The sequence below is a fragment of the Pontibacter sp. HJ8 genome (assembly GCF_054824225.1).
On the sequence record NZ_JSYF01000485.1, the window covers coordinates 1 to 7,216 of the forward strand.

The following is a 7,216-nucleotide window of genomic DNA, read 5'->3' on the forward strand; positions in this document are numbered from 1 at the left end:
TAATAATTACGAATTACGAATGAAGCTGGGCTACACTCATAATTTTATACTTATGCTGTTTCGGACTTCTCAGTCCGAAACCCAACTACTCCGGATTTCCTAATCCGCGTAACGTGGACTACGAAGTCCCCTTCAGGTTGCTTTCGGACAAGGATGTCCGAAAGAGCAAAATACAGTATTTTAAACAGTATACTTTTACCATCGTGTTCATCTTAAAATTCTGTACATCCTGATTCCGACAAAAACAAAAAAGCCTGACTCGTTTCGGAGTTAGGCTTTTGGAATATGGTATAGTTTATACTAAATCAAATCCATAGGCAGGCAGCTCCGAAACAAATGCTTCGTGCATGATGATGGTGCAGATGAGCTACAGTGCCTTTCATGGTTACAAAGGTAGAACAAACGGTTTATAAAGTATAGCATAAACTGAAAAACTTTCCGCTACAGCAACGTGCCGCTCAACAGGCTGGCCGCAATGGAAAAGTAGATCACCAAACCCGTGACATCGACCAGCGTTGCCACAAAGGGCGCTGACGATGTCGCCGGGTCCAGCCCGATCAGCCGCAGGACGAATGGGATCATGGAGCCGGAGAGCGTTCCCCACAGCACAATGCCAATCAGGGACAAACCAACCGTCAGGCCGATGAGCCAGGCATGTTCACCATAGTCGTAAAGACCGGCCTTCTGCCAGATCACGATCCGCAGAAAACCGATCATGCCCAGGAACATCCCGAGCAACAAACCCGATAAGATCTCCTTCCGCATAACGTACCACCAATCTTTCAGCTCCAGCTCCTTGAGGGCCATGGCCCGCACGATGAGCGTGGCGGCCTGGGAGCCGGAATTACCGCCACTCGAAATGATCAGGGGGATGAACAAAGCCAGAATCACAGCTTTGGCGATCTCTTCTTCAAAAAAGCCCATGGCCGTGGCGGTCAGCATTTCGCCCAAAAACAGGATAATGAGCACACTGCCTCGCTTTCGTACCAGCGCTAACAGCGGCGTTTCGGTATAGGAAAGTTCCAGTGCTTCCACACCACCCAGTTTCTGCATGTCTTCGGTGTCGCGGCGCTCGATCTCATCCAGAATATCGTCGTGGGTCACGATGCCGACCAGCACCCCTTTTTCCGATACCACCGGCATCACCGCCCGGTCATACTTGTTGAACAGCTCAATGGCTTCGTCGCGATTCATGGTAGTGGTGAGGCTAACAAACTGGTAATCCATCAGCGATTCGATTGTCTGCTGCTCGTCGGCCATCAGTAATTTCCCGATCCGTATGTCGTCGATGAGCACGTTGTTTTTGTCCACCACGTACACGTGGTTGAGGGTTTCGGCCTTTTTCCCATACTTTTTGATGTTATCGAGCGCCTGCCGCACCGTCCAGCTTTTCTTGGCTTGTATGTAATAGGGCGTCATCAGACGCGCGATGCTCTTCTCCGGGTAGCCCAGCAGGTTCAGCGCAATCCTTTTTTCCTCTGGAGACAACAGGTTGATCGATTCCTTGATGAGCAGGTCCGGGAAGTTCTCAAAGATCTCGGTGCGGTCGTCTGGCGCCATGTTCTCCAGCATGGCAGCTGTGTCGGTGGAAGCCAGTTTTTTGAGCAGTTCCTCCTGGGTGGTATAGTTAAAGTGAGTGAATACCTCAGACTTGAGCTCGCCAGGCAGCAGCAGGAAAGCCAGCACACGCTCATCTTCCTTCAACCCGTTCAGCACCTCGGCAATGTCGCTGGGGTGGTTGTTTTTGAGGTCTCTGAAATTGATGTCTTCTAAAAAAGGGTTCATAGGCTTGGTACTTCTCGCTCGCAAATGGGTGTACGTCAAAAGCTTCCTAACATGTTATTTTCCTACCTGCACCAAACAGCATCAGTTAAAATGGAAAGGTATGTTCCGCTCGTCTGGCTTCTGCCGTTTCCTGTAGCTTGATTTTTCCCTAATCACACGATGTCCTGTTAGTTTATTTTAAGATTGCCGGCAATTAGAGTATTTTTGAAGTATGAAAAAGATAGTTGTTTTAGCTGGGGTGTTTGCCGTGAGTCTTGCGCAGGCACAACAGCGCATGACCCCGGAACTGCTCTGGCAGCTGGGTCGCGTTTCGGCAGAGACCGTAACGCCCGACGGTAAATCTGTTATCTATGGCGTTAGCTATACCAACATGGAGGAGAACAGCAGCGAGCGCAACCTCTACCGCATTCCGGTATCAGGTGGCCAGGCTACGCAGATCACTTCTACCAAGGGCGGCGAAAGCATCGTGCACATTGACAAAACAAGTGGATCGATCCTTTACCTGCACAAAGGCCAGCTGTGGCAGCTTGCCGGCGGCAAAGGCGAACCAAAACAGCTGACCAATTTTGAAGGCGGCCTGAGCAACGTACGCTTCTCACCCGATGGCAAGCACGTATTGTTTTCCCGTGACGTGGAAATCCAGAAACTGCACAGCACCGACCGCTACCCGGAACTGAAAAAATCGAATGCATATGTGTACGACGACCTGAACTACCGCCACTGGGATACCTGGGAAGACGGCAAGTATCAGCATGTTTTCTTCGCTCCTTACAACGATGGCAAGATCGGTACAGCGACAGACATCATGAAAGGCGAGCCCTACGATACGCCGCAAATGCCTTTCGGCGGGCAGGAAGACATGATCTGGAGCCCAGACAGCAAGGCCATACTTTATGTGAGCAAGAAGAAAGCCGGCAAAGAGTACGCCGTTAGCACCAACACCGACATTTACCGCTACGACCTGGCCACCGGCAAAACGACCAACTTTACGGAAGGCAACATGGGCTACGACACGGCGCCTGAATACACGAAAGATGGTTTGAAGTTGGCTTGGCTGAGCATGGACGAGGATGGAAACGAAGCCGACCAGAACGAACTTTTTGTATTTGACACCAAAACGGGCCAGAAGTATAACCTGACCAAAGAATGGGACGAAAATGTAAATTCGTTCAAGTGGAGCGACGACGGCAGCAGGATCTGGTTTATTGCCGCGACCAACGGCACGCAGCAACTGTTCGAAGTGCCTCTATCAAAGAACCTGGGCAAGTTTTCTGCTAAAAGTATAAAGCAGGTAACCAAGGGGCAGTTCGACGTCAACGACATTGTTGGACAGGCAGGCAACAACCTCGTAGTGGCGCGCACCGACATGAACCATGCCGCTGAGCTCTACCGCCTGGAGCCCAAATCGGGCAAGCTGACACAGCTGACCAAAGTAAACGATGCGATCTACGGAAAACTCACATTGAGCAAAGTAGAGCGGCGTGTAACCAAGGCAAGCGATGGCAAAGACCTGCTGTCCTGGGTGATCTATCCCCCTGATTTCGACCCGAACAAGCAATACCCGACCCTGCTTTACTGCCAGGGCGGTCCGCAGTCTGCCTTAACGCAGTTTTATTCTACCCGCTGGAACATGCAGCTGATCGCCGCCAACGGCTACATCGTTGTTGCGCCGAACAGACGAGGCATGCCGGGACACGGTGAAGAATGGAACCGCCAGATCAGCGGCGACTGGGGCGGCCAGCCCATCCGCGACTACCTCTCTGCCATTGATGACGTTGCCAAAGAACCTTACGTGGACAAAGACCGCCTGGGCGCAGTAGGTGCCAGCTATGGTGGCTACTCCGTGTTTATGCTGGCTGGCCTGCACGAGGGACGCTTCAAGACCTTTATCGCCCACGACGGCCTATTTGACATGCGCAGCTGGTACGGTACAACCGAAGAGCTTTTCTTTGCCAACAACGAGCTGAAAGGACCTTACTGGGATACCAAATCTCCGCAAAGCTACAAAGAGTTTAACCCAAGCGAGTATGCCAACAAATGGAACACCCCGATCCTGATCGTGCAGGGCGGTCAGGACTTCCGTGTGGGCATTGAGCAGGGCTTGCAGGCTTTCCAACTGGCCCAGCTGAAAGGCATCAAGAGCCGCCTGTTATACCTGCCGGATGAAAACCATTGGGTACTGCAACCGCAAAACGCGATTGTGTGGCAGCGTGAATTCTTCAACTGGCTGCAGGAAACCCTGAAACCAAGCGCTAATTAAAGTATAGCTACAAATATAAAAGCCCGTTGCAGATCAGCTGCACCGGGCTTTTTGTTTGATTATAACTGTCCCCTTGAGGGGACTATAGGGGTGTAAAGCCAGTTGAGTAAGGCATTAGCTAAACACCCCCTCCCCAAAAGGAGAGAATTTTCTTTAAAAGCTTTCCCGCAGCGCATACGTCTGCCGCATGCGTTTGATCAGGCGCTCTGACTCCTGGAAGTTCAGGGTTTGCTGCCCATCCGAGAAAGCTTCTTCCGGCTTCTGGTGTGTTTCATAGATCACGCCATCAGCCCCGGCCATCACTGCAGCCAGTGACATATCCGCTACATAATCGCGCAATCCTATGCCATGCGATGGGTCTACAATAACCGGTAAGTGCGTTTTGGCCTTCAGCACCGGCACTGCATTCAGGTCCAGTATATTTCGGTAAGCATTTTCATACCCGCGTATGCCGCGCTCGCACAGCATGATCTTTTCGTTTCCGTTGGAGAAGATGTATTCTGCCGCCTGCAGCAGTTCTTCCAGCGTACCGGAAATGCCGCGTTTCAGCAGGACCGGCTTGCGCGCCTCGCCCAGCGAATCCAGCAGGTTAAAATTCTGACTGTTGCGGGCTCCCACCTGGAACACGTCCACGTAGTCGATCATCTCTTCGATCTGCGATACCTGCATGACTTCCGTGATGATCTTGATCCCGTTTTCGCGGCAAATGCGATGGAACAGTTGCAGGCCTTCCAGCCCCAGTCCACGGAAGGCATAAGGCGAGCTACGCGGTTTGAACACGCCGCCCCGCATGATCTTTACGCCGTTTTCTACGAGGTGCTGCACGACCAGCTCGATCTGCTTTTCGCTTTCGATGGAACACGGACCGGCCATGATACTGAACTGCCCTTCCCCGATCTCCACGCCATCGCCCAAGTCAATGCGGGTAGGCTCTACTTTCCACTTGCGGGAGATCAGCTTGTACTCATCCGATACGCGGTGAATGTCTGCCACGCCGGGCAGTTGACCAATGGTACGGATATCAAAATCTTTCTTGCCGATACCGACAATGTAATGGCCTTCCTGCGTGAGTACTTCGTTGCCTTTGAACCCGACCGCCTTTATCTGCTGGAGGATATTTTCTTTGAGATCAGCAGGTATACCTTGCTGCAGTTGTATGATCATGCTTCGTTCTTAATGCTGTGGATGAATGTCTGGATGTTTTGCTGCAGGTTGCCTTCCCGGGCCAGGGCTTTGATGAAAGCGCTCCCAATGATGGCGCCACGGGCATGGTTGCAGGCCTCGGTAAAAGTACCGCGGTCGTGAATGCCAAAGCCAATGATGGCCGGGTTCCGCAGCTGCATGCCGGCTACGCGCTGAAAATAAGCCGTGTCGGCGACAGCTTTGCCGTTGGTGCTGCCGGTAACAGATGCCGACGACACCATGTACACAAAGCCATTGGTGTGGCTGTCGATCTCGCGGATGCGCTGCTCCGGCGTTTGCGGCGTGATCAGGAAGATCTTGCTCAGGTTATTGGCTTCAAAGATCGATTTGTATTCCCGCACATAATCTGAAAGCGGAAGGTCCGGGAGAATGATGCCATCTATGCCTATTTCATTTGCTTTCTGGCAGAAGCGTTCTACCCCGTACTGCATGACCGGGTTGAGGTAGCCCATCAGCACTAGCGGAATCTGGGTGTACTTACGGATGTCTTTTAACTGCTCAAACAGTTTCGGAATGGTCATGCCGTTGCGCAGGGCGATCTCGCTGCTCTGCTGGATGGTAGGTCCATCGGCCAGAGGATCTGAAAAAGGCATTCCGATCTCGATCAGGTCCACCCCATTCTTTTCCAGCTCCAGGATGATCGGAACCGTGTCTTCTAGGTTGGGATAGCCGGCCGTAAAGTATACCGAGAGCAGCCCCTGCGGCTTTTGTTCGAAAAGGTGCTTGATTCTATTATCCATGGAGCTCAAATCTGTCTAAGTAAATGGTAAGGTCTTTATCGCCGCGGCCCGACAGGTTCACGACAACTACTTCATCCGGCCTGGCCCCGATCCGGCCGAGTGCTGCCAGGGCGTGGGCACTTTCCAAAGCAGGTATAATTCCTTCGAGCCTGGTCAGTTCCAGCACGGCCTGCAGCGCTTCCTCATCGGTTATACTTTCAAAAATAGCCCGGCCGGACTCGTGCAAATGGGCATGCAACGGCCCCACGCCCGGGTAATCCAGCCCTGCTGAAATGGAATAAGGCTCCGTTACCTGTCCGTCTTCAGTCTGCATCAAGAGCGTACGGCTGCCGTGAATGATGCCTTCCTTGCCCAGCACGGATGTGGCCGCTGATTCACCGGAGTCAATGCCCAGGCCGGCGGCTTCTACGGCTACCAGTTTCACTTCCGGCGTATCCAGGTAGTGGTAAAAGGCACCTGCCGCGTTGCTGCCGCCGCCTACACAAGCCACGACATAATTCGGATTCTCGCTGCCGGTTTTCTCCTTCAGCTGCGCCTTGATCTCTTCCGAAATGACCGACTGGAAACGCGCCACCATGTCCGGGTACGGGTGCGGACCGACCACAGAACCGATGATGTAGTAGGTATCTTCCGGGTTGTTGATCCAGTCGCGGATAGCTTCGTTGGTGGCATCTTTCAACGTTCGGCTGCCGCTTATGGCAGGCACTACCGATGCTCCTAACATTTTCATTCTGGCCACGTTAGGCGCCTGCCGCTGAATGTCTACTTCGCCCATGTATACGATACACTCCAGCCCCATCAGCGCGCAAACCGTAGCCGTAGCCACGCCATGCTGACCGGCACCTGTTTCGGCAATGATACGCTTCTTACCCAGGCGCTTCGCCATCAGCACCTGCCCCACCGTGTTGTTAATTTTGTGCGCACCGGTGTGGTTGAGGTCTTCGCGCTTGAGGTAAATGGTGGTGTTATACTTTTCGGAGAGGCGCTTGGCAAGGTATAGCGGTGTTGGCCGGCCCACGTAATCTTTGAGCAAAACCTGCAATTCTTGCTGAAACGCCGGTTCCTGCATGATCTTCAGGTAATTCTGGCGCAGCTCCTCCACGTTGGGGTACAGCATTTCAGGGATGTAAGCACCGCCGAATTTGCCGTAGAAGCCGTTTTCGTCTACTGAGTATTTCATTTTTTAGACCTTAAATTTTAGACGTTAGACACAAGACTCATTTATGCT

The 7,216-nt window shown here is 52.5% G+C and carries 5 protein-coding genes; 1 reads left to right on the top strand and 4 read right to left on the bottom strand.

Going from position 1 to position 7,216, the window contains the following annotated elements; translation table 11 throughout:
* Window positions 1–441 precede the first annotated feature (441 nt).
* Window positions 442–1,785, bottom strand: coding sequence for a magnesium transporter (gene mgtE / locus OB13_RS18235; RefSeq protein ID WP_461491614.1), 1,344 nt, complete (start codon window positions 1,783–1,785; stop codon window positions 442–444).
* A 211-nt stretch (window positions 1,786–1,996) separates the two neighbouring features.
* Between mgtE and OB13_RS18240 the strand changes: the two genes are divergently transcribed.
* On the top strand, window positions 1,997–4,045 hold the full coding sequence (locus OB13_RS18240; protein ID WP_461491615.1) for an alpha/beta hydrolase family protein: 2,049 nt from the start codon (window positions 1,997–1,999) through the stop codon (window positions 4,043–4,045).
* A gap of 153 nt (window positions 4,046–4,198) precedes the next feature.
* Here OB13_RS18240 and OB13_RS18245 read toward each other — a convergent pair whose 3' ends face one another.
* From OB13_RS18245 to trpB, 3 genes are read right to left on the bottom strand one after another with little or no spacing between them, the layout of a single operon-like run.
* Window positions 4,199–5,209: a bifunctional 3-deoxy-7-phosphoheptulonate synthase/chorismate mutase gene (locus OB13_RS18245; RefSeq protein WP_461491616.1), complete on the bottom strand. Its 1,011-nt coding sequence runs from the start codon at window positions 5,207–5,209 to the stop codon at window positions 4,199–4,201.
* A complete protein-coding gene (gene trpA / locus OB13_RS18250; protein ID WP_461491617.1) occupies window positions 5,206–5,988 on the bottom strand; it encodes a tryptophan synthase subunit alpha in 783 nt (260 codons plus the stop codon). Before trpA ends, OB13_RS18245 begins: the two co-directional genes overlap by 4 nt.
* Complete coding sequence (trpB, locus tag OB13_RS18255) at window positions 5,981–7,168, bottom strand: tryptophan synthase subunit beta (RefSeq protein ID WP_461491618.1); 1,188 nt, start codon at window positions 7,166–7,168, stop codon at window positions 5,981–5,983. The genes trpA and trpB overlap by 8 nt, the downstream gene beginning before the upstream one ends.
* Window positions 7,169–7,216 lie beyond the last annotated feature (48 nt).